Annotated in this window: 38 protein-coding genes; 37 read left to right on the top strand and 1 reads right to left on the bottom strand. The window is 67.5% G+C overall.

The window, feature by feature from the left end; genetic code table 11:
- Window positions 1–75: 75 nt before the first annotated feature.
- The 37 genes from ACZ6Y1_RS21495 to glmM all read left to right on the top strand — a co-directional run bounded on the left by ACZ6Y1_RS21495 (window position 76) and on the right by glmM (window position 24,370).
- A complete protein-coding gene (locus ACZ6Y1_RS21495; RefSeq protein WP_469631948.1) occupies window positions 76–1,215 on the top strand; it encodes a hypothetical protein in 1,140 nt (379 codons plus the stop codon).
- A gap of 456 nt (window positions 1,216–1,671) precedes the next feature.
- The gene (rpsJ, locus tag ACZ6Y1_RS21500; protein WP_003948644.1) at window positions 1,672–1,980 is read left to right on the top strand and encodes a 30S ribosomal protein S10; all 309 of its coding nucleotides are present in this window, start codon (window positions 1,672–1,674) and stop codon (window positions 1,978–1,980) included.
- A 14-nt stretch (window positions 1,981–1,994) separates the two neighbouring features.
- Entirely contained in the window at window positions 1,995–2,639 is a 645-nt protein-coding gene (gene rplC / locus ACZ6Y1_RS21505; RefSeq protein ID WP_007265899.1) for a 50S ribosomal protein L3, read from the top strand.
- Window positions 2,640–2,643: 4 nt separating this feature from the next.
- Window positions 2,644–3,294: a 50S ribosomal protein L4 gene (gene rplD / locus ACZ6Y1_RS21510; protein ID WP_469631951.1), complete on the top strand. Its 651-nt coding sequence runs from the start codon at window positions 2,644–2,646 to the stop codon at window positions 3,292–3,294.
- Window positions 3,294–3,617: a 50S ribosomal protein L23 gene (rplW, locus tag ACZ6Y1_RS21515; protein ID WP_007265901.1), complete on the top strand. Its 324-nt coding sequence runs from the start codon at window positions 3,294–3,296 to the stop codon at window positions 3,615–3,617. The genes rplD and rplW overlap by 1 nt, the downstream gene beginning before the upstream one ends.
- A 39-nt stretch (window positions 3,618–3,656) precedes the next feature.
- Window positions 3,657–4,493 (top strand): 50S ribosomal protein L2, encoded by an 837-nt coding sequence (rplB, locus tag ACZ6Y1_RS21520; RefSeq protein ID WP_007265902.1) that lies wholly within the window; start codon window positions 3,657–3,659, stop codon window positions 4,491–4,493.
- A gap of 12 nt (window positions 4,494–4,505) precedes the next feature.
- Entirely contained in the window at window positions 4,506–4,787 is a 282-nt protein-coding gene (gene rpsS / locus ACZ6Y1_RS21525) for a 30S ribosomal protein S19 (RefSeq protein ID WP_249767356.1), read from the top strand.
- A gap of 43 nt (window positions 4,788–4,830) precedes the next feature.
- A complete protein-coding gene (rplV, locus tag ACZ6Y1_RS21530; protein WP_007265904.1) occupies window positions 4,831–5,178 on the top strand; it encodes a 50S ribosomal protein L22 in 348 nt (115 codons plus the stop codon).
- Window positions 5,178–6,017 (top strand): 30S ribosomal protein S3, encoded by an 840-nt coding sequence (gene rpsC / locus ACZ6Y1_RS21535; RefSeq protein WP_363060139.1) that lies wholly within the window; start codon window positions 5,178–5,180, stop codon window positions 6,015–6,017. Before rplV ends, rpsC begins: the two co-directional genes overlap by 1 nt.
- 5 nt (window positions 6,018–6,022) lie before the next feature.
- Window positions 6,023–6,442, top strand: coding sequence for a 50S ribosomal protein L16 (gene rplP / locus ACZ6Y1_RS21540; RefSeq protein WP_384585733.1), 420 nt, complete (start codon window positions 6,023–6,025; stop codon window positions 6,440–6,442).
- The gene (gene rpmC, locus ACZ6Y1_RS21545) at window positions 6,442–6,666 is read left to right on the top strand and encodes a 50S ribosomal protein L29 (RefSeq protein WP_403889543.1); all 225 of its coding nucleotides are present in this window, start codon (window positions 6,442–6,444) and stop codon (window positions 6,664–6,666) included. The genes rplP and rpmC overlap by 1 nt, the downstream gene beginning before the upstream one ends.
- Window positions 6,663–6,944 carry a 30S ribosomal protein S17 gene (rpsQ, locus tag ACZ6Y1_RS21550; protein ID WP_403889653.1) on the top strand — a complete coding sequence of 94 codons (282 nt, stop codon included), beginning with the start codon at window positions 6,663–6,665 and terminating at the stop codon, window positions 6,942–6,944. The genes rpmC and rpsQ overlap by 4 nt, the downstream gene beginning before the upstream one ends.
- A gap of 98 nt (window positions 6,945–7,042) precedes the next feature.
- Window positions 7,043–7,411: a 50S ribosomal protein L14 gene (gene rplN / locus ACZ6Y1_RS21555; protein WP_003956455.1), complete on the top strand. Its 369-nt coding sequence runs from the start codon at window positions 7,043–7,045 to the stop codon at window positions 7,409–7,411.
- Between the two features lie 2 nt (window positions 7,412–7,413).
- On the top strand, window positions 7,414–7,725 hold the full coding sequence (gene rplX / locus ACZ6Y1_RS21560; protein WP_150258782.1) for a 50S ribosomal protein L24: 312 nt from the start codon (window positions 7,414–7,416) through the stop codon (window positions 7,723–7,725).
- The gene (rplE, locus tag ACZ6Y1_RS21565) at window positions 7,725–8,276 is read left to right on the top strand and encodes a 50S ribosomal protein L5 (RefSeq protein WP_030154702.1); all 552 of its coding nucleotides are present in this window, start codon (window positions 7,725–7,727) and stop codon (window positions 8,274–8,276) included. The genes rplX and rplE overlap by 1 nt, the downstream gene beginning before the upstream one ends.
- Window positions 8,277–8,281: 5 nt before the next feature.
- The gene (locus ACZ6Y1_RS21570) at window positions 8,282–8,467 is read left to right on the top strand and encodes a type Z 30S ribosomal protein S14 (protein ID WP_003956452.1); all 186 of its coding nucleotides are present in this window, start codon (window positions 8,282–8,284) and stop codon (window positions 8,465–8,467) included.
- 221 nt (window positions 8,468–8,688) lie between these two features.
- Window positions 8,689–9,087 carry a 30S ribosomal protein S8 gene (gene rpsH / locus ACZ6Y1_RS21575; protein WP_008739698.1) on the top strand — a complete coding sequence of 133 codons (399 nt, stop codon included), beginning with the start codon at window positions 8,689–8,691 and terminating at the stop codon, window positions 9,085–9,087.
- A gap of 20 nt (window positions 9,088–9,107) precedes the next feature.
- A complete protein-coding gene (gene rplF, locus ACZ6Y1_RS21580; RefSeq protein WP_469631957.1) occupies window positions 9,108–9,647 on the top strand; it encodes a 50S ribosomal protein L6 in 540 nt (179 codons plus the stop codon).
- Window positions 9,648–9,649: 2 nt separating this feature from the next.
- Window positions 9,650–10,033, top strand: coding sequence for a 50S ribosomal protein L18 (gene rplR / locus ACZ6Y1_RS21585; RefSeq protein ID WP_030026334.1), 384 nt, complete (start codon window positions 9,650–9,652; stop codon window positions 10,031–10,033).
- 45 nt (window positions 10,034–10,078) lie between these two features.
- Window positions 10,079–10,684, top strand: a complete 606-nt coding sequence (rpsE, locus tag ACZ6Y1_RS21590) for a 30S ribosomal protein S5 (RefSeq protein ID WP_469631960.1) — start codon at window positions 10,079–10,081, stop codon at window positions 10,682–10,684.
- A complete protein-coding gene (gene rpmD, locus ACZ6Y1_RS21595) occupies window positions 10,684–10,866 on the top strand; it encodes a 50S ribosomal protein L30 (RefSeq protein WP_005313525.1) in 183 nt (60 codons plus the stop codon). Before rpsE ends, rpmD begins: the two co-directional genes overlap by 1 nt.
- A gap of 2 nt (window positions 10,867–10,868) precedes the next feature.
- Window positions 10,869–11,324 (top strand): 50S ribosomal protein L15, encoded by a 456-nt coding sequence (gene rplO / locus ACZ6Y1_RS21600; protein WP_042812339.1) that lies wholly within the window; start codon window positions 10,869–10,871, stop codon window positions 11,322–11,324.
- A 186-nt stretch (window positions 11,325–11,510) separates the two neighbouring features.
- Entirely contained in the window at window positions 11,511–12,824 is a 1,314-nt protein-coding gene (gene secY / locus ACZ6Y1_RS21605; RefSeq protein ID WP_403889535.1) for a preprotein translocase subunit SecY, read from the top strand.
- Entirely contained in the window at window positions 12,824–13,471 is a 648-nt protein-coding gene (locus ACZ6Y1_RS21610; RefSeq protein WP_469631964.1) for an adenylate kinase, read from the top strand. The genes secY and ACZ6Y1_RS21610 overlap by 1 nt, the downstream gene beginning before the upstream one ends.
- 92 nt (window positions 13,472–13,563) lie before the next feature.
- A complete protein-coding gene (map, locus tag ACZ6Y1_RS21615; RefSeq protein WP_469631969.1) occupies window positions 13,564–14,415 on the top strand; it encodes a type I methionyl aminopeptidase in 852 nt (283 codons plus the stop codon).
- A 141-nt stretch (window positions 14,416–14,556) separates the two neighbouring features.
- Window positions 14,557–14,778, top strand: a complete 222-nt coding sequence (gene infA / locus ACZ6Y1_RS21620; protein ID WP_003956442.1) for a translation initiation factor IF-1 — start codon at window positions 14,557–14,559, stop codon at window positions 14,776–14,778.
- A gap of 73 nt (window positions 14,779–14,851) precedes the next feature.
- Window positions 14,852–14,965, top strand: coding sequence for a 50S ribosomal protein L36 (rpmJ, locus tag ACZ6Y1_RS21625; RefSeq protein WP_003956441.1), 114 nt, complete (start codon window positions 14,852–14,854; stop codon window positions 14,963–14,965).
- A gap of 198 nt (window positions 14,966–15,163) precedes the next feature.
- Complete coding sequence (gene rpsM / locus ACZ6Y1_RS21630) at window positions 15,164–15,544, top strand: 30S ribosomal protein S13 (RefSeq protein WP_007265919.1); 381 nt, start codon at window positions 15,164–15,166, stop codon at window positions 15,542–15,544.
- A gap of 54 nt (window positions 15,545–15,598) precedes the next feature.
- Window positions 15,599–16,003, top strand: a complete 405-nt coding sequence (rpsK, locus tag ACZ6Y1_RS21635; protein ID WP_003956432.1) for a 30S ribosomal protein S11 — start codon at window positions 15,599–15,601, stop codon at window positions 16,001–16,003.
- A 150-nt stretch (window positions 16,004–16,153) separates the two neighbouring features.
- Window positions 16,154–17,176 carry a DNA-directed RNA polymerase subunit alpha gene (locus ACZ6Y1_RS21640; protein ID WP_007265920.1) on the top strand — a complete coding sequence of 341 codons (1,023 nt, stop codon included), beginning with the start codon at window positions 16,154–16,156 and terminating at the stop codon, window positions 17,174–17,176.
- A 90-nt stretch (window positions 17,177–17,266) separates the two neighbouring features.
- The gene (gene rplQ / locus ACZ6Y1_RS21645) at window positions 17,267–17,731 is read left to right on the top strand and encodes a 50S ribosomal protein L17 (RefSeq protein WP_215023458.1); all 465 of its coding nucleotides are present in this window, start codon (window positions 17,267–17,269) and stop codon (window positions 17,729–17,731) included.
- Between the two features lie 91 nt (window positions 17,732–17,822).
- Window positions 17,823–18,674 carry a tRNA pseudouridine(38-40) synthase TruA gene (gene truA / locus ACZ6Y1_RS21650; RefSeq protein ID WP_469631972.1) on the top strand — a complete coding sequence of 284 codons (852 nt, stop codon included), beginning with the start codon at window positions 17,823–17,825 and terminating at the stop codon, window positions 18,672–18,674.
- Between the two features lie 46 nt (window positions 18,675–18,720).
- The gene (locus ACZ6Y1_RS21655) at window positions 18,721–20,340 is read left to right on the top strand and encodes an ABC-F family ATP-binding cassette domain-containing protein (RefSeq protein ID WP_469631975.1); all 1,620 of its coding nucleotides are present in this window, start codon (window positions 18,721–18,723) and stop codon (window positions 20,338–20,340) included.
- Window positions 20,341–20,351: 11 nt separating this feature from the next.
- Window positions 20,352–21,638, top strand: a complete 1,287-nt coding sequence (locus ACZ6Y1_RS21660) for a glycosyltransferase family 87 protein (protein ID WP_469631977.1) — start codon at window positions 20,352–20,354, stop codon at window positions 21,636–21,638.
- 236 nt (window positions 21,639–21,874) lie between these two features.
- The gene (gene rplM / locus ACZ6Y1_RS21665) at window positions 21,875–22,318 is read left to right on the top strand and encodes a 50S ribosomal protein L13 (RefSeq protein ID WP_384585710.1); all 444 of its coding nucleotides are present in this window, start codon (window positions 21,875–21,877) and stop codon (window positions 22,316–22,318) included.
- Window positions 22,319–22,360: 42 nt separating this feature from the next.
- Window positions 22,361–22,876, top strand: a complete 516-nt coding sequence (gene rpsI / locus ACZ6Y1_RS21670; protein ID WP_030773858.1) for a 30S ribosomal protein S9 — start codon at window positions 22,361–22,363, stop codon at window positions 22,874–22,876.
- A 135-nt stretch (window positions 22,877–23,011) separates the two neighbouring features.
- Window positions 23,012–24,370, top strand: coding sequence for a phosphoglucosamine mutase (gene glmM / locus ACZ6Y1_RS21675; protein WP_469631982.1), 1,359 nt, complete (start codon window positions 23,012–23,014; stop codon window positions 24,368–24,370).
- Here the strand turns inward: glmM and ACZ6Y1_RS21680 are convergent.
- Complete coding sequence (locus ACZ6Y1_RS21680) at window positions 24,367–25,347, bottom strand: DUF389 domain-containing protein (RefSeq protein ID WP_469631985.1); 981 nt, start codon at window positions 25,345–25,347, stop codon at window positions 24,367–24,369. The genes glmM and ACZ6Y1_RS21680 overlap by 4 nt on opposite strands.
- Window positions 25,348–25,352 lie beyond the last annotated feature (5 nt).

The raw sequence follows: 25,352 nt of genomic DNA on the forward strand, positions 1-25,352 counted from the left end.
GCGGTGAATCAGCAGGTGAGAGGCTCCGCACCGAAGGTGCGGGGCCTCTCGCACGTTCACGGACAGGGGTGGGGCATGGGCAGGAACGACGACGACCGGAGAGCCGGGCGGAGTCCCTCCGACGAGGAGTGGGCGCGGTTCATGGAGCAGGCCGCGGCGGGGGAGGGCGACGCGCCGAAGGAGCCGTCCGCGCGGGCGCGGATGGTGACCGAGCGGCTGCGCCACCAGCAGGACCCGCCGGGCTGGCGCACCGGCCCGGCGTGGCAGGAGATGCAGGGCCGCGGCAGGCGTCGGCGGCGCCTCAGGGCCGCCCTGGCCATCGCCCTCATCGCAGGGGTGGCGCTGGTCGTCATGCGGCCGGAGCTGGTGATCGACAAGGTGACGGGCAAGTCCCAGGCCCGCGAGGACGCCGAGAACGCGGGCCCGCCGGCCCCGGAGACCGGGCGCCCGAGTGCCCCTCCGCCGTCGGCGGACCCCGACCGCCCGACCCGGAAGGAACCCTTCCGCGGCTCCCCGGCGCTCCAGTGGGCCGACGGCGCCGCCGGGATCGAGGTGCCGGAGGCCGCGGCCGTCGGAGGGTTCTCCAAGGAGCAGGTCGCGGACGCGCTGGCGAAGGCGAAGCAGTTCCTGGTCGCGGCCAACCTGGATCCCGCGACCCTGCGCGGCGAACGTCCGGAGGCGGCGCTGAAGCTGCTGGACCCGCAGCAGGAGGAGCTGATGAAGCAGCTGAACGACTCCTACGCCCAGCCGTCGCGGGACCAGGACCCGCTGAACCTGTTCACCCGGTACGACCCGGCCGAGCTGAAGCCCGTGGGCGACGTGGTCAAGGTGCGGGGCCGGATGTGGGTGGAGGAGGGGCAGAAGCCCGGAATGGCCGACATCAAGGTGGACTACTCCTTCGTCTACCCCTTCGTGAAGACCAAGGGGAACCCGGAGGACGTCGCGCGGACCATCGTGCGGCGCGAAGCCACCTTCTCCATCGCCGACCTGCGCAAATGGAAGGGGACTCCCGGTCGGCTGATGCTCACGCACTACCAGCGCGACATCGGCAACAGTGCCTGTGACCGGTACGACGGCTACGTGCACCCGTCGTTCTTCTCGGACCCGGTCGGCAGCGGACCGACGCCTTCCGGGACGCCCGTGGACCCGTACGACAGGAGCAAGCCCATCGACGCCGTCAGCCAGGAGGGGTGCGGGACGCTGTCCCGGTCCTGACCAGGGGCCCCGTCGCGCGGCATAGTTTGACGTGATCGAGTGGCGGGGTATTCTCTTCGGCCCGATTGGCCAGGTACGTGCCTCGTATGGCAGACTACTCAAGTTGCTCGGTTGAGTGCCGATGCTGCGCGCCTCCCGCCGGGAGGACCGGAAGCGAGTCCCACAGTACTCGTCGTCCTTAATCTGCCTTTCGGGGCAGCAATGGGGGCGGACGTACGGGAATCTTCTGGGAAGTGTCAGCACGGTGCCCACCAGGCGCTCGGTGGGTGTTTCTCCCCCGAAACGCGGTCACAGGGACCGCACCCCCTTGGACGAGGGAATTTCCGTATGGGAATTTTCTGTAGAGGGTGTGCGACACGCCCGACCGCGTGGGTCGGAGAGAAGCCGCGGGACCACGTCCCGCAGCCGGCCGAGGGCCAGAGCGTTTCCACATAGAGACAGGACTACGGAGTAGCCATGGCGGGACAGAAGATCCGCATCCGGCTCAAGGCCTACGACCACGAGGTCATCGACTCCTCGGCGAAGAAGATCGTCGAGACGGTGACCCGCACTGGTGCGTCGGTCGCGGGCCCGGTGCCGCTGCCCACTGAGAAGAACGTGTACTGCGTCATCAAGTCGCCGCACAAGTACAAGGACTCGCGCGAGCACTTCGAGATGCGCACGCACAAGCGCCTGATCGACATCCTCGACCCGACGCCCAAGACCGTTGACTCGCTGATGCGCCTGGACCTTCCGGCCGGCGTCGACATCGAGATCAAGCTCTGAGAGGCGTCGAGAAGATGGCAAAGCAGATCAAGGGCGTCCTGGGCGAGAAGCTCGGCATGACCCAGGTCTGGGACGAGAACAACCGTGTCGTCCCGGTGACCGTGGTCAAGGCCGGACCCTGCGTCGTTACCCAGGTCCGTACGAACGACATCGACGGCTACGAGTCGGTCCAGATCGCCTTCGGCGAGATCGACCCGCGCAAGGTGAACAAGCCCCTCAAGGGCCACTTCGCCAAGGCCGACGTGACCCCCCGCCGCCACCTGGTGGAGCTCCGCACCTCCGACGCCAGCGAGTACACGCTCGGCCAGGAGATCACTGCCGAGGTGTTCGAGTCCGGCGTCAAGGTTGACGTCACGGGCAACAGCAAGGGCAAGGGCTTCGCCGGTGTCATGAAGCGGCACAACTTCCGGGGCCTCGGCGCCGGTCACGGTGTGCAGCGCAAGCACCGCTCCCCCGGTTCGATCGGTGGCTGCGCCACCCCTGGGCGTGTCTTCAAGGGCATGCGCATGGCCGGTCGCATGGGTAACGAGCGCGTCACCACCCAGAACCTGACCATCCACGCGGTTGACGCGGAGAAGGGTCTGCTCCTCATCAAGGGCGCGGTCCCCGGTCCGAACGGCGGCCTCGTCCTGGTCCGTACCGCGGCCAAGGGGGCTTGAGGTAATGAGCACCATTGACATCCTTTCGCCGGCAGGCGACAAGGCCGGTACCGTCGAGCTCCCCGCGGAGATCTTCGACGCGAAGACCAGCGTTCCGCTGATCCACCAGGTCGTCGTCGCCCAGCTGGCAGCTGCCCGTCAGGGCACGCACAAGACCAAGACCCGTGGCGAAGTCCGTGGTGGTGGCCGCAAGCCGTACCGCCAGAAGGGCACCGGCCGCGCCCGTCAGGGTTCGACCCGCGCTCCGCAGTTCGCCGGCGGTGGCGTCGTCCACGGCCCCGTGCCGCGTGACTACTCGCAGCGGACCCCGAAGAAGATGAAGGCCGCCGCCCTCCGCGGTGCCCTCTCGGACCGTGCGCGTCACTCCCGCATCCACGTCGTCACCGGCGTGGTCGAGGGTGCCGCCTCCACCAAGGCCGCCAAGACGCTGTTCGGCAAGATCTCGGAGCGCAAGAACCTGCTCCTGGTCGTCGACCGCAGCGAAGAGGCCTCGTGGCTGTCCGCCCGCAACCTGCCCCAGGTTCACATCCTGGAGCCGGGCCAGCTGAACACGTACGACGTGATCGTCTCTGACGACGTGGTCTTCACCAAGGCCGCCTTCGAGTCCTTCGTGTCTGGCCCCAAGGCCGATGAGACCGAAGGGAGCGACGCCTGATGTCTGAGGCGACCGTTACCAGCAAGACCTTCACCGACCCGCGCGACCTGCTGATCAAGCCGGTCGTCTCGGAGAAGAGCTACGCGCTGCTGGACGAGAACAAGTACACGTTCATCGTCGCGCCCGGCGCCAACAAGACCCAGATCAAGCAGGCCGTCGAGGCGGTCTTCTCGGTCAAGGTCACCGGGGTCAACACGATCAACCGTCAGGGTAAGCGCAAGCGCACCAAGACCGGTTTCGGCAAGCGCGCCAACACCAAGCGCGCCATCGTGACCCTTGCCGAGGGCAACCGTATCGACATCTTCGGCGGCCAGGCCTCCTAACGGAGGTCTAGTCGTCCGGAATCGGACGAGGACTGAGAAATGGGTATCCGCAAGTACAAGCCGACGACCCCGGGCCGTCGTGGCTCCAGCGTCGCCGACTTTGTCGAGATCACGCGGTCCACGCCGGAGAAGTCGCTGGTCCGCCCCCTGCACAGCAAGGGCGGCCGTAACAACACCGGTCGTGTGACCGTTCGCCACCAGGGCGGTGGCCACAAGCGCGCCTACCGCGTGATCGACTTCCGTCGTCACGACAAGGACGGCGTGCCGGCCAAGGTCGCGCACATCGAGTACGACCCCAACCGCACCGCGCGCATCGCGCTGCTGCACTACGCCGACGGCGAGAAGCGCTACATCATCGCGCCGCGCGGTCTGCAGCAGGGTGACCGGATCGAGAACGGCCCGACGGCCGACATCAAGCCGGGCAACAACCTCGCGCTCCGCAACATCCCGGTCGGTACCACGATCCACGCGATCGAGCTCCGCCCCGGTGGCGGCGCCAAGTTCGCGCGTTCGGCTGGTGCCTCCGTGCAGCTGCTCGCGAAGGAGGGCGTGATGGCCCACCTCCGCATGCCGTCCGGTGAGATCCGTCTCGTCGACGCGCGCTGCCGCGCCACGGTCGGCGAGGTCGGCAACGCCGAGCAGTCGAACATCAACTGGGGCAAGGCCGGCCGCATGCGCTGGAAGGGCGTTCGCCCGACCGTCCGCGGTGTCGCGATGAACCCGGTTGACCACCCGCACGGTGGTGGTGAGGGCAAGACCAGCGGTGGTCGTCACCCGGTCTCCCCGTGGGGTCAGAAGGAGGGTCGTACTCGCTCGCCGAAGAAGGCTTCGAGCAAGTACATCGTCCGCCGCCGCAAGACGAACAAGAAGCGCTAGGAGCGGGTTTAGATGCCGCGCAGTCTCAAGAAGGGACCCTTCGTCGACGACCACCTCGTGAAGAAGGTGGACGCTCAGAACGAAGCTGGTACCAAGAACGTCATCAAGACCTGGTCCCGTCGCTCGATGATCATCCCGGCCATGCTGGGTCACACCATCGCGGTGCACAACGGCAAGACCCACGTCCCGGTGTTCGTCACCGAGTCGATGGTCGGCCACAAGCTCGGCGAGTTCTCGCCGACTCGCACCTTCCGCGGCCACGTCAAGGACGACCGGAAGTCGAAGCGCCGCTAATCGCGGGGTGGTTACGACTATGACTTACACCGAAGGGACAACCATGGAAGCCAGGGCCCAGGCGCGGTACATCCGCGTCACGCCCATGAAGGCCCGCCGCGTGGTGGACCTTATCCGTGGCATGGATGCCACGGAGGCTCAGGCGGTCCTGCGTTTCGCCCCGCAGGCCGCGAGCGTGCCGGTCGGCAAGGTGCTGGACAGCGCCATCGCCAACGCCGCGCACAACTACAACCACCCGGACGCCTCCACGCTGGTCATCAGCGAGGCGTACGTGGACGAGGGCCCGACCCTGAAGCGGTTCCGTCCGCGTGCCCAGGGCCGTGCCTACCGGATCCGCAAGCGGACCAGCCACATCACCGTGGTCGTCAGCAGCAAGGAAGGTTCCCGGTAATGGGCCAGAAGGTAAACCCGCACGGGTTCCGACTCGGCATCACCACGGACTTCAAGTCCCGCTGGTACGCCGACAAGCTGTACAAGGACTACGTCAAGGAAGACGTCGCCATCCGTCGGATGATGACGTCCGGCATGGAGCGCGCCGGCATCTCGAAGGTTGAGATCGAGCGCACCCGTGACCGCGTGCGTGTGGACATCCACACCGCCCGTCCCGGCATCGTCATCGGCCGCCGTGGCGCCGAGGCCGACCGCATCCGCGGTGACCTCGAGAAGCTCACGGGCAAGCAGGTCCAGCTGAACATCCTCGAGGTCAAGAACCCCGAGCTCGACGCTCAGCTCGTTGCCCAGGCCGTTGCCGAGCAGCTCTCCTCCCGCGTCTCCTTCCGTCGTGCCATGCGCAAGAGCATGCAGGGCACCATGAAGGCCGGCGCCAAGGGCATCAAGATCCAGTGTGGCGGCCGTCTCGGCGGCGCCGAGATGTCCCGCTCCGAGTTCTACCGCGAGGGTCGTGTGCCGCTGCACACGCTGCGCGCGAACGTGGACTACGGCTTCTTCGAGGCCAAGACCACCTTCGGCCGTATCGGTGTGAAGGTCTGGATCTACAAGGGCGACGTCAAGAACATCGCCGAGGTTCGCGCCGAGAACGCTGCGGCCCGTGCGGGTAACCGCCCGGCCCGTGGTGCCGGCGCTGGCGACCGTCCCGCCGGCCGTGGTGGCCGTGGTGGCGAGCGCGGCGGCCGTGGTGGCCGCAAGCCGCAGCAGGCTGCTGGTGTCGAGGCCCCCAAGGCCGAGGCTCCCGCCGCCGCTCCGGCCGAGAGCACCGGAACGGAGGCCTGACCGTCATGCTGATCCCTCGTAGGGTCAAGCACCGCAAGCAGCACCACCCGAAGCGCAGCGGTATGGCCAAGGGCGGTACTGAGGTCACGTTCGGCGAGTACGGCATCCAGGCGCTTACCCCCGCCTACGTGACGAACCGCCAGATCGAGTCCGCTCGTATCGCCATGACCCGCCACATCAAGCGTGGCGGCAAGGTCTGGATCAACATCTACCCGGACCGCCCGCTCACGAAGAAGCCGGCCGAAACCCGCATGGGTTCCGGTAAGGGTTCGCCGGAGTGGTGGATCGCGAACGTGCACCCGGGTCGGGTCATGTTCGAGCTGTCCTACCCGAACGAGAAGATTGCGCGTGAGGCCCTCACTCGTGCGGCCCACAAGCTGCCGATGAAGTGCCGGATCGTCAAGCGCGAGGCAGGTGAGTCGTGATGGCGGCCGGTACCAAGGCGTCCGAGCTCCGCGAGCTCGGCAACGAGGAGCTCGTTGCCAAGCTGCGCGAGGCCAAGGAGGAGCTGTTCAAGCTCCGCTTCCAGGCGGCCACGGGCCAGCTGGAGAACAACGGCCGGCTCAAGTCCGTCCGTAAGGACATCGCTCGCATCTACACCCTGATGCACGAGCGTGAGCTCGGTATCGAGACGGTGGAGAACGTCTGATGGGCGAGAACGTGACTGAGAAGACCGAGCGCGGCTTCCGCAAGACCCGTGAGGGTCTGGTCGTCAGCGACAAGATGGACAAGACCGTCGTCGTCGCCGTCGAGGACCGCGTCAAGCACGCGCTGTACGGCAAGGTCATCCGCCGTACGAACAAGCTCAAGGCGCACGACGAGCAGAACGCTGCCGGCGTCGGCGACCGCGTCCTCATCATGGAGACGCGTCCGCTGTCGGCGAGCAAGCGCTGGCGCATCGTCGAGATCCTCGAGAAGGCCAAGTAATTACTTGAGGGGGTAACCCTTCAGGTCAGTTCCGCCAGGCTCGGTCGGGGCTTCAGTGAAGCCCCGGCCGGGAACCGGCAGACAAACAGGAGATAGACGTGATCCAGCAGGAGTCGCGACTGCGTGTCGCCGACAACACTGGTGCCAAGGAGATCCTTTGCATCCGTGTTCTCGGTGGCTCCGGTCGCCGCTACGCGGGCATCGGTGACGTCATCGTCGCCACCGTCAAGGATGCGATCCCCGGTGGCAACGTGAAGAAGGGTGACGTCGTCAAGGCGGTCATCGTTCGCACCGTCAAGGAGCGCCGCCGCCAGGACGGCTCGTACATCCGCTTCGACGAGAACGCCGCCGTCATTCTGAAGAACGACGGCGACCCTCGCGGCACCCGTATCTTCGGCCCCGTGGGCCGTGAGCTGCGCGAGAAGAAGTTCATGAAGATCATCTCGCTCGCGCCGGAGGTGCTGTAAGCATGAAGATCAAGAAGGGCGACCTGGTCCAGGTCATCACCGGTAAGGACAAGGGCAAGCAGGGCAAGGTCATCGTTGCCTTCCCCGCTGAGAACCGCGTCCTCGTCGAGGGTGTCAACCGGGTCAAGAAGCACACCAAGGCCGCGCAGAACCAGGCCGGTGGCATCGTCATCACCGAGGCCCCGGTCCACGTGAGCAACGTGCAGCTGGTCGTGGAGAAGGACGGCAAGAAGGTCGTCACCCGCGTCGGTTACCGCTTCGACGACGAAGGCAACAAGATCCGCGTTGCCAAGCGCACGGGTGAGGACATCTGATGGCTACCACTCCGCGTCTGAAGACGAAGTACCGCGAGGACATCGCGGGCAAGCTGCGTGAGGAGTTCTCCTACGAGAACGTCATGCAGATCCCCGGCCTCGTCAAGATCGTCGTGAACATGGGTGTCGGCGACGCCGCCCGTGACTCGAAGCTGATCGACGGCGCCATCCGCGACCTGACGACGATCACCGGCCAGAAGCCGGCCGTCACGAAGGCCCGCAAGTCCATCGCGCAGTTCAAGCTGCGCGAGGGTCAGCCGATCGGCTGCCACGTCACCCTCCGTGGTGACCGCATGTGGGAGTTCCTGGACCGTACGCTGTCGCTCGCGCTGCCGCGTATCCGCGACTTCCGTGGTCTGTCGCCGAAGCAGTTCGACGGCCGTGGCAACTACACCTTCGGTCTCACGGAGCAGGTCATGTTCCACGAGATCGACCAGGACAAGATCGACCGTACCCGGGGTATGGACATCACCGTGGTCACCACGGCGACCAACGACGCTGAGGGCCGCGCGCTCCTCCGTCACCTCGGCTTCCCCTTCAAGGAGGCGTAAGCGAGATGGCGAAGAAGGCTCTCATCGCGAAGGCTGCCCGCAAGCCCAAGTTCGGTGTGCGTGCGTACACCCGCTGCCAGCGCTGCGGTCGTCCCCACTCCGTGTACCGCAAGTTCGGCCTCTGCCGCGTCTGCCTTCGTGAGATGGCTCACCGTGGCGAGCTGCCGGGCGTGACCAAGAGCTCCTGGTAAATCCTCCCGCCCTTTGGGCGTTGAGGTTTTCCGGAAGCTCTCGGTAAGCATCAGGTCGGCGGACCGCCCTGCCCGCATGCCGTAGGCTTGTGGGGTTGGGCGTCCGCCGCCCTATCGACTTACTACGCCGTAGGTCCCCGCACCGCACCCGTCCCGCCACTGAGTGGGGAGAGGGATGGCGCATACAGGAAACCCCGGCGAGAGAGGCCGAAGGCCACTTCATGACCATGACTGACCCGATCGCAGACATGCTCACGCGTCTGCGTAACGCTAACTCGGCGTACCACGACTCCGTCGTGATGCCGCACAGCAAGATCAAGTCGCACATCGCAGAGATCCTCAAGCAGGAGGGTTTCATCACCGGCTGGAAGGTCGAGGACGCCGAGGTCGGCAAGAACCTCGTCCTCGAGCTGAAGTTCGGGCCGAACCGTGAGCGCTCCATCGCGGGCATCAAGCGGATCTCGAAGCCCGGTCTGCGCGTGTACGCGAAGTCCACCAACCTGCCGAAGGTCCTCGGCGGCCTGGGCGTGGCGATCATCTCCACGTCCCACGGTCTCCTGACCGGTCAGCAGGCAGGCAAGAAGGGCGTGGGTGGGGAAGTCCTCGCCTACGTCTGGTAGTCGGGAACGGAGGAAAAGCTATGTCTCGTATCGGCAAGCTCCCCATCCCGGTTCCCGCCGGCGTGGACGTCACCATCGATGGCCGTACGGTCGTCGTGAAGGGCCCCAAGGGCTCCCTCACGCACACCGTCGCTGCGCCCATCGCTGTCGCCAAGGGTGAGGACGGCGTCCTGAACGTCATCCGCCCGAACGACGAGCGTCAGAACAAGGCCCTGCACGGCCTGTCCCGCACGCTGGTGGCGAACATGATCACCGGTGTGACCACGGGATACGTCAAGGCTCTCGAGATCAGCGGTGTCGGTTACCGCGTCGCCGCGAAGGGCTCCGACCTGGAGTTCCAGCTCGGTTACAGCCACCCGATCCTGATCGAGGCGCCCGAGGGCATCTCGTTCAAGGTCGAGTCGCCCACCAAGTTCTCGGTCGAGGGCATCGACAAGCAGAAGGTCGGCGAGGTCGCCGCCAACATCCGCAAGCTGCGGAAGCCCGACCCGTACAAGGCCAAGGGTGTCAAGTACGCCGGCGAGGTCATCCGCCGCAAGGTCGGAAAGGCTGGTAAGTAGCCATGGCATACGGTGTGAAGATCGCCAAGGGCGACGCGTACAAGCGCGCTGCCAAGGCTCGCCGCCACATCCGCATCCGCAAGAACGTCTCGGGTACGGCGGAGCGTCCGCGCCTCGTCGTGACGCGTTCCAACCGCAACATCGTTGCTCAGGTCATCGACGACCTCCAGGGCCACACCCTGGCGTCCGCGTCGACCCTGGACGCTTCGATCCGCGGTGGCGAAGGCGACAAGAGCGCCCAGGCCCAGGCTGTCGGCGCGCTCGTCGCCGAGCGTGCCAAGGCTGCGGGTGTCGAGACCGTCGTGTTCGACCGCGGTGGCAACCGATACGCCGGGCGCATTGCCGCTCTGGCTGACGCCGCCCGCGAAGCCGGGCTGAAGTTCTAAGCCCCGGTTCCGGGACTCACGGACGTAACAGAGAGAGGTAATCCAATGGCTGGACCCCAGCGCCGCGGAAGCGGTGCCGGTGGCGGCGAGCGGCGGGACCGGAAGGGTCGCGACGGCGGTGCTGCCGTCGAGAAGACCGCTTACGTTGAGCGCGTTGTCGCGATCAACCGTGTCGCCAAGGTTGTCAAGGGTGGTCGTCGCTTCAGCTTCACCGCGCTCGTCGTGGTGGGTGACGGTGACGGCACCGTAGGTGTCGGTTACGGCAAGGCCAAGGAAGTTCCCGCGGCCATCGCCAAGGGTGTCGAGGAAGCCAAGAAGAACTTCTTCAAGGTTCCCCGCATCCAGGGCACCATCCCGCACCCGATCCAGGGTGAGAAGGCCGCGGGCGTCGTCCTGCTGAAGCCTGCTTCCCCCGGTACCGGTGTTATCGCCGGTGGCCCGGTGCGCGCCGTTCTGGAGTGCGCCGGCGTTCACGACATCCTGTCGAAGTCGCTCGGCTCCGACAACGCGATCAACATCGTGCACGCGACCGTGGAGGCCCTGAAGGGCCTGCAGCGTCCCGAGGAGATCGCGGCTCGCCGTGGTCTGCCCCTCGAGGACGTCGCCCCCGCGGCTCTGCTTCGTGCGCGTGCCGGGGCGGGTGTCGCGTAATGGCTCGCCTCAAGATCACGCAGACGAAGTCGTACATCGGCAGCAAGCAGAACCACCGCGACACCCTGCGTTCGCTCGGGCTCAAGCGCCTGAACGACGTGGTCGTCAAGGAGGACCGCCCCGAGTTCCGCGGAATGGTGCACACCGTCCGCCACCTCGTGACGGTTGAGGAGGTTGACTAATCATGGCTGAGAACAGCCCGCTGAAGGCTCACAACCTCCGTCCCGCCCCCGGTGCCAAGACCGCGAAGACCCGTGTGGGTCGCGGTGAGGCGTCGAAGGGTAAGACGGCAGGTCGTGGTACCAAGGGTACGAAGGCCCGCTACCAGGTTCCGCAGCGCTTCGAGGGTGGGCAGATGCCCCTCCACATGCGCCTGCCGAAGCTGAAGGGCTTCAAGAACCCGTTCCGCACCGAGTTCCAGGTCGTCAACCTGGACAAGCTCGGTGCCCTCTACCCCGAGGGTGGAGAGGTCACGGTGGCCGACCTGGTCGCCAAGGGCGCGGTTCGCAAGAACAGCCTCGTCAAGGTCCTGGGCCAGGGCGAGATCTCCGTGGCGCTGACGGTTTCGGTTGACGCCGTTTCCGCCTCCGCCAAGGAGAAGATTGCCGCTGCCGGCGGCTCTGTCACCGAGCTCGTCTAAGACGATCAAGTGACTAAATAGCTCGAAACCCGACCGGGGATGCCTCACATATGGGGCATCCCCGGTTGGTCGTTCCACGGGGGGCACACTCGCCGGTAAGGTGGCGTGCACCTTTGCTTTGTCGTATACGTCGATCCCTCAGACCGTCACCTCTGACGCAGTAGCGCGGGGGTCGCAGGAGGCACCGTGCTCACCGCGTTCGCCCGGGCGTTCAAGACGCCCGACCTGCGCAAGAAGCTGCTCTTCACGCTCGGCATCATCGTGCTGTTCCGGCTCGGGTCCCACATCCCGGTACCCGGCGTGAGCTACAAGAACGTACAGATCTGTGTTGACCAGGCAGGCAGCAGCAATGGCCTGTTCGGTCTCGTCAACATGTTCAGCGGCGGCGCGCTGCTGCAGATCACGATCTTTGCGCTCGGCATCATGCCGTACATCACGGCGAGCATCATCCTGCAGCTGCTGACCGTGGTCATCCCGAAGCTGGAGAACCTCAAAAAAGAGGGACAGTCCGGCACCGCGAAGATCACGCAGTACACGCGCTATCTGACGGTCGCACTCGCGATCCTGCAGGGCACCGGCCTCGTCGCCACCGCCCGCACCGGCGCCCTGTTCCAGGGCTGCCAGGTCGCCAGCCAGATCGTCCCGGACCGGTCCATCTTCACCACGATCGTCATGGTCATCACGATGACCGCCGGTACCTGTGTCGTCATGTGGCTCGGTGAGCTCGTCACCGACCGCGGCATCGGCAACGGCATGTCGATCCTCATGTTCATCTCGATCGCCGCCGGCTTCATCGGCGCCCTCTGGCAGATCAAGCTCCAGGGCAAGATCGCCGACGGCTGGGTCGAGTTCGGTGTCGTGATCCTCGTCGGCCTCGCGATGGTGGCCCTGGTGGTCTTCGTCGAGCAGGCCCAGCGCCGGATCCCGGTCCAGTACGCGAAGCGCATGATCGGTCGCCGCGCGTACGGCGGCACTTCGACCTACATCCCGCTCAAGGTGAACCAGGCGGGTGTGATTCCCGTCATCTTCGCCTCGTCGCTGCTCTACATCCCCGCGCTGATCGTCCAGTTCAGCGGATCCCAGGCGGGCTGGGCCACCTGGATCCAGAAGCACTTCGTCAAGGGCGACCACCCGTACTACATCGCGGCGTATTTCCTCCTGATTGTCTTCTTCGCGTTCTTCTACGTGGCGATTTCCTTCAACCCCGAGGAAGTTGCAGACAACATGAAGAAGTATGGTGGCTTCATCCCGGGTATCCGTGCGGGTCGACCCACTGCCGAGTACCTGAGCTACGTGCTCAACCGGATCACCTGGCCGGGGTCGCTGTACCTGGGTCTCATCGCTCTTGTGCCGACGATGGCGTTGGCCGGCTTCGGAGCGAACCAGAACTTCCCCTTCGGTGGAACGAGCATCCTGATCATCGTGGGTGTGGGTCTGGAAACCGTGAAGCAGATCGAGAGCCAGCTCCAGCAGCGTAATTACGAAGGGTTCCTCCGCTGATGCGAATCGTCCTCGTCGGACCGCCCGGTGCCGGCAAGGGAACGCAGGCCGCGTTCCTTGCCAAGAACCTGTCCATCCCGCACATCTCCACGGGCGACCTGTTCCGGGCCAACATCAGCCAGAACACCGAGCTGGGCCGGCGCGCGAAGGCGTTCATGGACGCCGGTGACCTCGTCCCCGACGAGATCACCATCGGTATGGCCAAGGACCGGATGGAGCAGAAGGACGCCGAGAACGGCTTCCTGCTCGACGGCTTCCCCCGCAACGTCTCGCAGGCAGAGGCGCTCGACGTCATGCTGCAGGCCGAGGGCATGAAGCTGGACGCCGTTCTCGACCTGGAGGTCGAGGAGGACGAGGTCGTCAAGCGCATCGCCGGTCGCCGGATCTGCCGCAACGACTCCTCGCACGTCTTCCACGTCACGTACGCGGCGCCGAAGACCGAGGGTGTCTGCGACACCTGCGGCGGCGAGCTGTACCAGCGCGACGACGACTCCGAGTCGACGGTCCGCAACCGGCTGGAGGTCTACCACACGCAGACCGAGCCGATCATCGACTACTACAAGGAGCAGGGCCTGCTGGTCACCATCTCCGCCCTCGGCGAGGTGCAGGAGATCACCCAGCGCGCCATGGACGCCCTGAAGAAGTAGTACCCCTGTTGTGCAGGTTCGGCCGCGATGTCCCCAGGGCATCGCGGCCGTACTGTTGAGAAGACCCGTACCGAAGCTGGAAGGCGTTTTTCATGGTCCAGATCAAGACCCCCGAGCAGATCGCGAAGATGCGCGAGGCGGGGCTGGTCGTCGCGGCGATCCACGCGGCGACCCGTGAGGCGGCCGTGCCGGGCGCCACGACGCGGGATCTGGACATGGTGGCCCGCAAGGTCATCGCCGACGCCGGGGCCAAGTCGAACTTCCTGGGCTACGGCGGTTTCCCCGCGACGATCTGCACCTCGGTCAACGAGGTCGTCGTCCACGGCATCCCCGACGACAAGACGGTCCTCAAGGACGGCGACATCATCTCGATCGACGCCGGCGCGATCGTGGACGGCTGGCACGGGGACGCCGCCTACACGGCCTTCGTGGGCACCGGTCACGCTCCGGAGCTGGTCGAGCTCTCCCGGGTGACCGAGGAGTCCATGTGGGCCGGTATCGCCGCCATGAAGCTCGGCAACCGCCTCGTGGACATCTCCAAGGCGATCGAGTCGTACATCAAGCGCCAGCCCCGCCCCTCCACCGGTGAGCACAGCCTCGGCAAGTTCGGGATCATCGAGGACTACGGCGGCCACGGCATCGGGTCCGAGATGCACATGGACCCCCACCTGCTGAACTACGTCTCGCGCAAGCGGGGCAAGGGGATCAAGCTGGTCCCGGGCCTCTGCCTGGCGATCGAGCCGATGGTCTCCCTGGGCACCGCCCGGACGGAGGTACTGGCCGACGACTGGACGGTCATCACCACGGACGGCACCTGGTCCTCGCACTGGGAGCACTCCATCGCCCTGACGGAGGACGGTCCCATCGTCCTGACCAGCCCGGACTGCGGCAAGGCGAAGCTGGCGGAGTACGGGGTCACGACGGCCCCGGACCCCCTCGGTTAATGATCTAGACTCGTGGGCAAACTTTCCGGATTCGTCTTTCTGGGTGCCCTGACGTAGACTGACTCGTCGGCTCTCGTGCACATCCATGTCCGCATGGCGCAGCGCGAGGCCGATCAAGGTAGCCGATTCGAAAGGCGAAGCGTGGCCAAGAAGCAAGGTGCCATCGAAATCGAGGGCACCGTGATCGAGTCCCTCCCGAACGCCATGTTCAAGGTGGAACTCCAGAACGGTCACAAGGTCCTCGCGCACATCAGCGGCAAGATGCGTATGCACTACATCCGCATCCTCCCTGATGACCGGGTCGTTGTGGAGCTGTCTCCGTACGACCTGACGCGTGGCCGGATCGTCTACCGATACAAGTAGATCTTGCTCTCACTCCTGCCTGGGCATCCGTCCCGGTGCGGGTGGTGGCACTGACCCGGAGAACCTCACCAACATGAAGGTCAAGCCGAGCGTCAAGAAGATCTGCGACAAGTGCAAGGTGATCCGCCGTCACGGCCGGGTCATGGTCATCTGCGACAACCTGCGCCACAAGCAGCGCCAGGGCTGACGCACGCCGACCGACCTGCCTTCCGCAGTTCTTCGCGCGACGTAAGAAAAACGTACATACGCAGAACCCGCCCAGCCCTGCAAGGGCCGGCGGCACCTCCGGCGGGGGCCGGGGACCCGGACGTACCACCACCCGATCGGGTGGTCGGCGGTCGGGATCGGTTCTGCGGAAGACCCCCGAACACACAGGAGCCATTGCATGGCACGCGTTTCCGGTGTTGACATCCCGCGCGAAAAGCGCGTGGAGATCGCACTCACCTACGTCTTCGGTATCGGGCGCACCCGGTCCAAGGAGATCCTCGCCTCCACCGGCGTGAACCCGAACACCCGCGTTCGTGACCTGGCCGAAGAGGACCTCGTCAAGATCCGCGAGTACGTGGACGCCAACCTCCGTACCGAGGGTGACCTCCGCCGCGAGATCCAGGGCGACATCCGCCGCAAGATCGAGATCCAGTGCTACCAGGGTATCCGCCACCGTCGCGGCCTCCCGGTGCACGGTCAGCGCACCAGCACCAACGCGCGTACCCGCAAGGGCCCGCGTCGCGCGATCGCCGGTAAGAAGAAGCCGGGCAAGAAGTAGTCCTGTTCAGCGGTCTTGCGCTGTAGGACCGACCACCTCCCGTAGGAGATTTAGATGCCCCCCAAGGGTCGTCAGGGCGCTGCCAAGAAGGTGCGCCGCAAGGAAAAGAAGAACGTCGCTCACGGGCACGCCCACATCAAGAGCACGTTCAACAACACCATCGTTTCGATCACGGACCCGTCCGGCAACGTGATCTCCTGGGCCTCCGCCGGCCATGTCGGCTTCAAGGGCTCGCGCAAGTCCACCCCCTTCGCCGCGCAGATGGCCGCCGAGTCGGCCGCCCGCCGCGCGCAGGAGCACGGCATGCGCAAGGTCGACGTCTTCGTGAAGGGTCCGGGCTCCGGCCGCGAGACCGCGATCCGCTCCCTGCAGGCCACCGGCCTCGAGGTCGGCTCGATCCAGGACGTCACCCCCACCCCGCACAACGGCTGCCGCCCGCCGAAGCGCCGCCGCGTCTGACGCAGCGGACGCACAGTTGCGTTCTTGAGTGTCCGGGCGGTACGACCCCTTCGGGGGCCGTGCCGCCCGTACCCTTGCAGTAGCCGTACTCCGGTACGGCGTCCCGTCGGGCGTCAAATAGTGGGCGTCCACGAATGAAGGAACACAGACATGCTTATCGCTCAGCGTCCTTCGCTGACCGAAGAGGTCGTCGACGAGTACCGCTCGCGGTTCGTGATCGAGCCGCTGGAGCCGGGCTTCGGTTACACCCTCGGTAACTCCCTGCGCCGTACCCTGCTGTCCTCGATCCCGGGTGCCGCTGTCACCAGCATCCGCGTGGACGGCGTCCTGCACGAGTTCACGACCGTGCCGGGTGTGAAGGAAGACGTCACCGACATCATCCTGAACATCAAGCAGCTGGTCGTCTCCTCGGAGCACGACGAGCCGGTCGTGATGTACCTGCGCAAGCAGGGCCCCGGCCTGGTCACCGCCGCCGACATCGCGCCCCCGGCCGGTGTCGAGGTGCACAACCCGGACCTGGTCCTCGCCACGCTCAACGGCAAGGGCAAGCTGGAGATGGAGCTGACCGTCGAGCGCGGTCGCGGCTACGTCTCCGCCGTCCAGAACAAGCAGCTGGGCCAGGAGATCGGCCGCATCCCGGTCGACTCCATCTACAGCCCGGTCCTCAAGGTCACCTACAAGGTCGAGGCGACCCGAGTCGAGCAGCGCACCGACTTCGACAAGCTCATCGTCGACGTCGAGACCAAGCAGGCCATGCGCCCGCGTGACGCCATGGCGTCCGCCGGCAAGACCCTGGTCGAGCTGTTCGGTCTGGCGCGCGAGCTCAACATCGACGCCGAGGGCATCGACATGGGCCCGTCCCCGACGGACGCCGCCCTGGCCGCCGACCTGGCGCTGCCGATCGAGGAGCTCGAGCTCACCGTTCGGTCGTACAACTGCCTCAAGCGCGAGGGCATCCACTCCGTGGGTGAGCTCGTCGCCCGCTCCGAGGCGGACCTGCTCGACATCCGCAACTTCGGTGCGAAGTCGATCGACGAGGTCAAGGCGAAGCTGGCCGGCATGGGCCTGGCCCTCAAGGACAGCCCGCCCGGATTCGACCCGACCGCCGCCGCCGACGCCTTCGGCGCCGACGACGACGCGGACGCCGGTTTCGTCGAGACCGAGCAGTACTGAGCACCACCCGTAGATCTTTCCCGGGGCGTCCGCCCCGGGGGAACTGACACCGGTACCTGACACGGCCGGTGCAGATTTGAAGGAGTAACAATGCCGCGTCCCGCTAAGGGTGCCCGCCTGGGCGGCTCCGCCGCGCACGAGAAGCACCTGCTCGCGAACCTCGCGAAGGCGCTCTTCGAGCACGGCCGCATCACCACCACCGAGGCCAAGGCCCGCCGCCTGCGTCCCTACGCCGAGCGTCTGGTCACCAAGGCCAAGAAGGGCGACATCCACAACCGTCGCCTGGTGCTGCAGACGATCACGGACAAGAGCATCGTGCACACGCTGTTCACCGAGATCGCCCCGCGCTACGAGAACCGCCCCGGTGGTTACACGCGCATCACCAAGATCGGCAACCGTCGTGGCGACAACGCCCCGATGGCGGTCATCGAGCTGGTCGAGGCCCTGACGGTCGCCCAGCAGGCCACTGGTGAGGCCGAGGCCGCCACCAAGCGCGCCGTGAAGGAGGCGGAGGCCGCCGAGGCTCCCGCCGCCGAGGAGACCAAGGAGGCCTGATCCCTTCCCGGGATCACGCTGACAAGGCTCTGAACGGGCCCGCCCCCTTTCCGGGGCGGGCCCGTTCTGCATCTCTGAGAGGATCGGTCACGTGAGTGACGAGGTGGAGCCCGGGCACGTCCGGGTGCGGCTGGACCTGTCGTACGACGGCAAGGACTTCTCGGGCTGGGCGAAGCAGCGCACGCTGCGCACCGTCCAGGGCGAGCTGGAGAGCGCCCTGCAGACCGTGATGCGGCTGAAGGACCCGGTCGAGCTGACCGTGGCCGGGCGCACGGACGCGGGCGTGCACGCCCGCGGACAGGTCGCCCAGTTCGACATCGCCGACGAGGTGTGGGCCGAGCACCACGACAAGCTGCTGCGCCGCCTCGCCGGCCGCCTGCCGCACGACATCCGGGTGTGGAAGGTCGCCGAGGCCCCCGAGGGCTTCAACGCCCGCTTCTCGGCCGTCTGGCGCCGCTACGCCTATCGCGTCGGCGACCACCAGGGCGGGGTCGACCCGCTGCGCCGCGGGCACGTGCTGTGGCACCAGTGGCCGCTGGACGTGGACGCCATGAACCGCGCGGCCGCCCCGCTGCTCGGCGAGCACGACTTCGCCGCGTACTGCAAGAAGCGCGAGGGCGCCACGACGATCCGTACGCTCCAGCAGCTCAGCTGGGAGCGCGCCGAGGACGGGATCGTCACCGCGACCGTCCGCGCCGACGCCTTCTGCCACAACATGGTGCGCTCGCTCGTGGGGGCCCTGCTGCACGTCGGCGACGGGCACCGGCCCGTGGAGTGGCCCGGACAGGTGCTGGCCGCGGCCGTACGCGATTCCTCCGTGCACGTGGTCAAGCCGCACGGCCTGACCCTGGAGGAGGTCGGCTACCCGGCGGACGAGCTGCTCGCGGCCCGCAGCAAGGAGGCGCGCAACATGCGGACCCTGCCGGGCAAGGGCTGCTGCTGAGCAACCCGTTTGAGTGCGGCCCGGCCCGACCGGGACAATGCCCCGCATGGGACATCTCGAAGCCAGCCACCTGGAGTACTACCTTCCCGACGGGCGGGTCCTGCTCCCCGACGTCTCCTTCCGCGTGGGGGAGGGGTCGGTGGTGGCCCTGGTGGGGGCTAACGGCGCCGGCAAGACCACCCTGCTCAAGCTGATCTCCGGGGAGCTCCAGCCGCACGGCGGCGGGGTCACCATCAGCGGCGGCCTCGGGGTGATGTCGCAGTTCGTGGGCTCCGTCCGGGACGAGACGACCGTGCGCGACCTGCTGGTCTCGGTGGCCCAGCCGCGGATCCGGGAGGCCGCGAAGGCCGTGGACCGGGCCGAGCAGCTGATCCTCACGGTCGACGACGAGGCCGCGCAGATGGCCTACGCGCAGGCGCTGAGCGACTGGGCCGACGTGCAGGGCTACGAGGCGGAGACCCTGTGGGACGTCTGCACCATGGCCGCGCTGGACGTCCCGTACGACCGGGCGCAGTTCCGTGAGGTGCGCACGCTGTCGGGCGGTGAGCAGAAGCGGCTCGTCCTGGAGGCGCTGCTGCGCGGCCCCGACGAGGTGCTGCTCCTCGACGAGCCGGACAACTACCTCGACGTCCCCGGCAAGCGGTGGCTGGAGGAGCAGCTGAAGGCCACCCGCAAGACGGTGCTCTTCGTCTCCCACGACCGGGAACTGCTCACCCAGGCCGCTGAGAAGATCATCAGCCTGGAGGCGAGCCCGATGGGCAGCGACGTGTGGGTGCACGGCGCGGGCTTCGGGACGTACCACGAGGCCCGCAAGGAGCGCTTCGCGCGCTTCGAGGAGCTCAAGCGGCGCTGGGACGAGGAGCACGCCCGGCTGAAGGCGCTGGTGCTGCGGCTGCGCAACCAGGCCGCCTCCAGCCCCGACATGGCCTCGCGCTACCGGGCGATGCAGACCCGCTTCCAGAAGTTCGAGGAGGCCGGCCCGCCGCCGGAGCCGCCGCGCGAGCAGGACATCAAGATGCGGCTCAAGGGCGGCCGGACCGGTGTGCGCGCGCTGACCGTGGAGAACCTGGAGCTGACCGGCCTGATGAAGCCGTTCTCCCTGGAGGTCTTCTACGGGGAGCGGGTGGCGGTCCTCGGCTCGAACGGCTCGGGCAAGTCGCACTTCCTGCGGCTGCTGGCCGGCGAGGACGTCAAGCACACCGGCGACTGGAAGCTGGGCGCCCGGGTGGTTCCCGGCCACTTCGCGCAGACCCACGCGCACCCGGAGCTCTTCGGCCGGACCCTCGTGGACATCCTGTGGACGGAGGCGGCCAAGCCGCTGGGCCAGGCGATGGGCGCCCTGCGCCGCTACGAGCTGGAGCGCCAGGCCGAGCAGCCCTTCGAGAAGCTGTCGGGCGGGCAGCAGGCGCGCTTCCAGATCCTGCTGCTGGAACTGGCGGGCACGACGGCGCTGCTGCTGGACGAGCCGACGGACAACCTGGACCTGGAGTCCGCGGAGGCCCTGCAGGACGGCCTGGAGGCGTACGAGGGCACTGTGCTGTGCGTCACGCACGACCGCTGGTTCGCCCGGACTTTCGACCGGTACCTGGTCTTCGGGTCGGACGGGGTGGTACGAGAGACTCAGGAGCCCGTCTGGGACGAACGCAGGGTCGAGCGGAAGCGCTAGGAGAGACCGCAGTGGGGTTGAGGCCCGGAATCTGGCTGAAGGAGTGGGACACCCGCTTCCGGGACTCCGGGAACCGGCTGGTGGACTGGCTGCTGCGGCCGGCCTCCCTGCCCTGGCGGCTCGTCTCGCTCGCCGTGGTGCTCGGGATCTGCGTCTCCACGAGCCTGCGGGAGAACTGGGGCTCGGACAACGCCTTCGTGGTGAAGGCGGCCGAGACGCTGCTGGAGGGCGGGTCCCCGTACGAGGACAAGCGGTTCCTGTACCTCCCCAGCGCGGTGCTGATGGCGGTGCCGGAGGCGCTGCTGCCGCAGGCGGTGCTGCGGTGGGTGCTGCCCGTCGGGATGTCGGGGCTGCTGGGGATCGGCTGGCTGGCCGCGCTGCGGCTGTTCTCGGTGCCGCTGCGCTCCCGGTTCGCGGTCGTCGGCTTCGCGGTCCTGGCCCTGGCCTACAAGCCGTACGTGAACCTCGTGCTGATCGGCAACTGGACGGCCATCTCGGCGGCGGCCCTGCCGGTGGCCCTGCTGCTGGCGCGCCGCCGGACGTGGGGGGCGGCCGGGGTGGTGGTCGGGCTGGCGATCGCCTGCAAGCCGATGCTGGTGCCGCTCGGGGTGCTGTTCCTCCTCGCCCGGCAGTGGCGGGGGCTGGCGGCGGCCGTGCTGGTGCCGCTGGGCCTCTCGCTGGCGGGGGCGCTGCTGATGCCGAGCCCGTCGCTGTTCTTCACCAAGACCCTGCCGTTCCTGCTGGGCGGGCAGGACGCGTACGCGCTGCCGTGGGACGCCTCTCCGATCGCGGTGCTGCCGCGGCTGGGGGTTCCGGAGCCGGTGGCCGTGGCGGTCGCCTTCGCGGGGGCCGGGGCGGGGCTGTGGGCCGCCTGGGTGCGGTGGCGGCGGCCGGACGGTGCCGACGGGGGCGAGCTGCGGCTCGTGGAGACGGCCTGCATGGTGATGCTCGCCGCATTCCTGGTCTCCCGTCCCTCCTTCGACCACTACCTGCTGGTGGTGCTGCCGCTGCTGCTGGCCTCGGCGGTGCGGGAGGGCTCGATGCCCCGCTCGCCCTGGTTCTGGCTGGCCCTGACGCCCCAGGTGGCGCTGATCCCGTGGCCCTCCGAGCTGGCCCACAAGCGGCGCGCCTTCAAGGACTGCGCCACCCTCTGCGGGCTCGCGTTTCTGCTGGCGCGTCGTGCGCTGCGCCCCCGCCGGGTTATTCTGGAGCCCGTAACAACTGCGGGGTCCCCACCCAGGACCGAACCGGAGTGCGCCGCGAAGCCAGCTGAACCGGCATCGCGGACCGCGTTTTGACCCGTACGGGTCTGCTTGGGTATTCTGCTGGTTTGTTATGCGTATTGGCTTTCTCATTCTCACGTGAAAGGGCCTTACGCCGGTCCACCGGACCGATGACCAGCGGTTTTCACTCGGGTGCGTCCCCGATGTGAACGAGGGCTGTCGTGATCGTCCGTGGTGACCCTGTCAGGACCCTTCCCGAGGGGCTCGTGCCCTACGGGATGACCCACCACTGAAGAAGCGAAGGCATACGCGTGCGTACGTTCAGCCCCAAGCCCGGCGACATCTCGCGCCAGTGGCTCGTCATCGACGCCCAGGACGTTGTCCTCGGCCGTCTGGCGACCCAGGCCGCTGCCCTCCTCAAGGGCAAGCACAAGCCGACCTACGCCCCCCACATGGACATGGGCGACTTCGTCATCGTCATCAACGCCGACAAGGTCCACCTGTCCGGCAACAAGGCGTCCCAGAAGATGGCGTACCGCCACTCCGGCTTCCCGGGTGGTCTCCGCTCCGTGCGTTACGACGACCTGCTCCGCGACAACCCGGAGAAGGCCGTCGAGAAGGCCGTCAAGGGCATGCTCCCCAAGAACACCCTGGGCCGTCAGATGCTCTCGAAGCTGAAGGTCTACTCGGGCGACCAGCACCCGCACGCTGCGCAGCAGCCGGTGCCGTTCGAGATCACCCAGGTCGCGCAGTAGTTCCGGCCACCCCCTAAGACGTAGAAAATTCTGAGGAGCATCGTGGCCGAGACCACCGCCGAGACCCCCGTCGACGAGTTCGAGGGCGTCGAGGAGTACACCACCGAGTCCGAGGTCGTCGTCGAGGGCGACTACACCTCCGAGTCCCTTGCCGGTCGCTTCGGTGACCCCCAGCCGGCCGCCGGCCTGGGCCGTCGCAAGAACGCCATCGCCCGCGTCCGGATCGTTCCGGGCACCGGCAAGTGGAAGATCAACGGTCGCACCCTTGAGGACTACTTCCCCAACAAGGTGCACCAGCAGGAAGTCAACGAGCCCTTCAAGCTCCTGGAGCTCGACGGCCGTTACGACGTCATCGCCCGCATCTCGGGTGGCGGCGTCTCCGGCCAGGCCGGCGCCCTGCGCCTCGGCGTGGCCCGTGCGCTGAACGAGGCGGACGTGGACAACAACCGCCCGGCGCTGAAGAAGGCCGGCTTCCTCTCCCGCGACGACCGTGCGGTCGAGCGCAAGAAGGCCGGTCTCAAGAAGGCCCGTAAGGCTCCGCAGTACAGCAAGCGTTAATCTGCGCCTGCTGTTCAGCAACGAAACCGCCCCGGCAGCACTCTCCGTGCTGCCGGGGCGGTTCGTTTACCGCCACAAGCGGCAAATACCTGTCACAACCGGTCACATGCGAAGCGGAAACTCGGGAGGACAACAGTGGGACGACTCTTCGGGACGGATGGTGTACGCGGCGTCGCCAACGCGGATCTGACGGCTGAGCTCGCGCTCGGTCTCTCCGTCGCGGCTGCCCACGTACTGGCCGAGGCGGGGACCTTCGCGGGTCACCGGGCGACCGCGGTCGTCGGCCGGGACCCCCGGGCCTCCGGCGAATTCCTGGAGGCCGCGGTCGTCGCGGGCCTCGCGAGCGCGGGCGTGGACGTCCTGCGCGTCGGTGTGCTGCCCACCCCGGCGGTGGCGTATCTCACCGGTGCGCTGGGTGCCGACCTCGGCGTGATGCTCTCCGCCAGCCACAACGCCATGCCCGACAACGGCATCAAGTTCTTCGCGCGCGGCGGTCACAAGCTCGCGGACGAGCTGGAGGACCGTATCGAGGCCGTCTACGAGGAGCACCGCACCGGCGCTCCCTGGGACCGGCCCACGGGCGCCGGTGTCGGCCGGGTCTCCGACTACAACGAGGGCTTCGAGAAGTACGTCGCCCACCTGATCGGCGCCCTGCCCAACCGCCTCGACGGCCTGAAGGTCGTCCTGGACGAGGCGCACGGGGCGGCCTCCTACGTCTCGCCCGAGGCCTTCGCCCGGGCCGGCGCGGAGATCGTCACGATCGGCGCCGAGCCGGACGGCCTCAACATCAACGAGGGCTGCGGTTCCACCCACCTCGACCTGCTCAAGGCGGCCGTCGTCGAGCACGGCGCCGACTTCGGCATCGCGCACGACGGTGACGCCGACCGCTGCCTGGCCGTGGACGGCACCGGCACCGAGGTCGACGGCGACCAGATCCTCGCGGTGCTGGCCCTGGCCATGCGCGAGGCGGGGCAGCTGCGCGAGAACACCGTGGTCGGCACCGTCATGTCCAACCTCGGCTTCAAGCTGGCCATGGAGGGCGCGGGCATCCAGGTCGTACAGACCGGGGTCGGCGACCGGTACGTGCTGGAGGCCATGAAGGAGCACGGCTACGCGCTCGGCGGCGAGCAGTCCGGCCACGTGATCATCCTCGACCACGCGACCACCGGCGACGGCACGCTGACCGGGCTGCTGCTCGCGGCGCGGGTCTCGGCCACCGGCAAGTCCCTGGCGGAGCTCGCCGGGGTCATGGAGCGGCTGCCGCAGGTGCTGATCAACGTCCCCGACGTGGACAAGTCCCGGGTCACGACCTCGGCCGAGCTGGCCGCGGCGGTGACCGACGCCGAGCGCGAGCTGGGCAGCACCGGGCGGGTGCTGCTGCGCCCGTCGGGCACCGAGCCCCTCGTACGGGTGATGGTCGAGGCCGCGGACATCGAGCAGGCCCGCGCGGTGGCCGGCCGGCTCGCCGACGTCGTGAAGTCGGCGCTGGGCTAGGACGCCCCGCCCGCCCCCTGCGTGCCCCGTGGCGCACCCGGCCTCCGGACCATCCGGCGGTGCTGGGTGCGCCACAGCACTTTCCAGGCGACGAGGGTGAGCGTGCCCGACAGGATGATGCCGCCCAGGTTGACCGCCAGCTGGATGCCCGAGCCCCACATCTGTGCCAGGTCCCCGTAGCTGAGCGCCACGGCCGCGTTGGCGCCCGCGGGGACGGTGGTCACGGAGATCGCCACGCCCACCAGGGCGCCGGCCTTCGCCGAGGTCAGCGACAGCATGCCGGCCACCCCGGCGAGCAGCGCCACGACGAAGGAGAACGGGTCCGGCTGCCAGATGAAGCTGGTGTTCGGCCGGGGGTCGTCGAGCATCCCCTCGTGGAACAGGCCGAGCGCGTTCATCACCAGGCTGAACAGCGTCGTCGCGACGATCGCCGCGGTGAAGCCGACCACCAGGGCGAAGAGCGAGCGCCCCGCGAGCCTGGGCCTGCGCTGCACCAGGCCCGTGCAGACGCCGGCGAGGGGGCCGAACTCCGGGCCGACCGCCATGGCGCCCACGATCAGGATCGCGTTGTCCAGGACCACGCCACAGGCAGCGATCATCGTCGCCACGATCATGAACACGCAGTAGGTGATCGTGAGGGTCGACTCCTCGTGCGTCGACTCGGAGAGCTGCTCCCAGACCACCGCGTCGGCCGCCTCGCCCGGCGCCTCCTCCTCCGCCTCGTCGGCGCGCCGGGAGATCGACAGGTCGATGTTCTCGACGGTGATCGCACCGGTCTCGTCGATGCCGATGGAGCGCATCTCCTGCAGCAGCTCGTCGGCCGCCTCGCGGGCGACGTCGCACAGCACGAGATCGCCCTCGGGGTCGCGGGCCGCGCCGGTCAGCACGACGAGATGGGTGGTTCCCACCGTCCCGTCGATCGCGTCCACCACCTGCTGGGTGAGGTGGGGCGGGGTGATCATCCGCACATGCAGCATTCGCG

Source organism: Streptomyces sp. NPDC053432 (genome assembly GCF_055585365.1).